At 34.5% G+C, this 1,809-nt stretch carries 2 protein-coding genes; both read right to left on the bottom strand.

Translation table 11 applies throughout. The features are described from left to right. Positions 1 to 774 precede the first annotated feature (774 nt). The gene (locus tag QW71_RS35935) at positions 775 to 1,251 is read right to left on the bottom strand and encodes a hypothetical protein (protein WP_039310794.1); all 477 of its coding nucleotides are present in this window, start codon (positions 1,249 to 1,251) and stop codon (positions 775 to 777) included. 15 nt (positions 1,252 to 1,266) lie between these two features. Then, positions 1,267 to 1,809, bottom strand: a 543-nt coding sequence (locus tag QW71_RS35930) for a DNA/RNA non-specific endonuclease (protein WP_306766095.1), incomplete at its 5' end; no start/stop codon positions are given.

The following is a 1,809-nucleotide window of genomic DNA, read 5'->3' as shown; positions in this document are numbered from 1 at the left end:
CCACATTTCATAGGCCAGCACCTGATTGGTTACTTTGGGATCAGAAATCCACTCCATATAATAGTTAAAGGTCGTCTCATTTTCTTTGTTGCTAGCCGTTATCGGAGTGCCACCGGCAGGTCCAGCGGCGCCTCTTTTGCGCAAAGGGATATCCGTTGTTACGGATTTCATCTTTGTATTCCGAGAACTAAAAATAGGTCAACTATGGTAAGATCCGACCATTATCGACCTATTATGTTTAACACTTTAGCTTGATACTAAGAAAATAATTTGTTATTTATTCAAAATATTCACTTACTATTTCAGTTAACGGGTCATTCCCCAGTTCAATGTTCATTAAATAATAAAGGAAATAGTTTTCTACTTCAATTTCATTGAAAAGACTCAGGTAACTAAAGGCAAGTAATGCAGTATTATCTTCTCTAAGACCTTCTTCCAATTTTGATTTATACCGGATTTCTTGATTAACAAATCTGTTGTCCTCGGTCTTAATAAAACCATTAAGAATGAATATTATCTTTTTTCTAAACTGGTACTGCCGAACCCCAATGAGAAACGAAAACAACAAAAACAGGTCAATCATGGGGGCATCTGACCATAATTGACCTGTCCTGTGTAATAGAATAGCGATACTTTCTTCATCATAAAAGAATACTTCAAGTAATTGACTTAGGTCATATTTCCTCCTAATTGAACGAACATAATTTCTGTTTCATTTGCAATTAGGCAGTTCCAACGTTAATCACTTCCAAAAAAGAAACAAAATCATTGGGTTCAGACTTTATTATTAGTTAGTCCCATTTTAATTTGTTCAAACCATTCCATAGAAATGTCATCTGCAGTTTTAACAGGATCATTAGTATGTATCAAATCATATTTATATTCAGCATTAAGACTATTCTTATCTACTTTGTAAACTAGTTTAATTTCAGTTGGCATTTCTCTGTTGTACTCATTGCATAATTTATATATTTTTTCGATGTCTCCATTTATTATTCTCATTACTCCTCTTTGCCGGTCTACAGATGTATTATATTGAAATTCATTTTCATCTTTTTCCAAAGCATCATTTAATTTGTTTTTTCTAACAACTTTCCCATTAATCAAGAAGAAAAAATCACTGGAAATGACCTTTTCCTCAAATGAGCAATAGATAAATATTGTATCAGCATTATTACTAACATACTCCAAACATATAGAGACCATATCCGCTTGCAATTCACTAAAAAAATCTTCAAATACCTTATTCATTGATTGATCATCCTTTCAATTCAATAAATCCTTAGAAAAAAATTCTCCATCTATCTCGTAATCTATAATAAATTTAGATGGTCGTAAGTCATCTCCCTCATATTTCACTTCAACATTTACTTTTACTTGCTTTCCTTCCTTTATTGCTGCCGCCCACTGATTTTCAATTTTTTTATACTTACTCAAATTCACATTACTTGACTGAGATACAAGGTTATCAATCTCTGGTGACCCTCCAAATCTGTCTCCTGCCAAATGACCTGCATGGTCTCCAGTTACTTTGCCCGGTGTATTTGCATCATGCGGTAATCTTTCATCTCTTGCCGTTAATTTTAGCTCATCCGTACTAAACTTTTCAATTCTACCCAACTGATCTGTTTCATAATTATATTGGTGCTCACCGGCCTTATACTTCGCATTAGGTATTAGTTTCCCTGTATCATCAAAAGGATTATCAGCAAAAGTCTTTTCAGGTACTTCACCCGGCCCGTCAATCCTACCGCCGTTGCCACCCATTTCATCCATCGCATCAATATATTGCTGCTGCACGGATGTCTT

Source organism: Paenibacillus sp. IHB B 3415 (assembly GCF_000802655.2).
GTDB lineage: Bacteria > Bacillota > Bacilli > Paenibacillales > Paenibacillaceae > Paenibacillus_AQ > Paenibacillus_AQ phytohabitans.
Note: the sequence above shows the minus strand (reverse complement) of the source record. Positions and strands in the feature narration are given on the sequence as shown.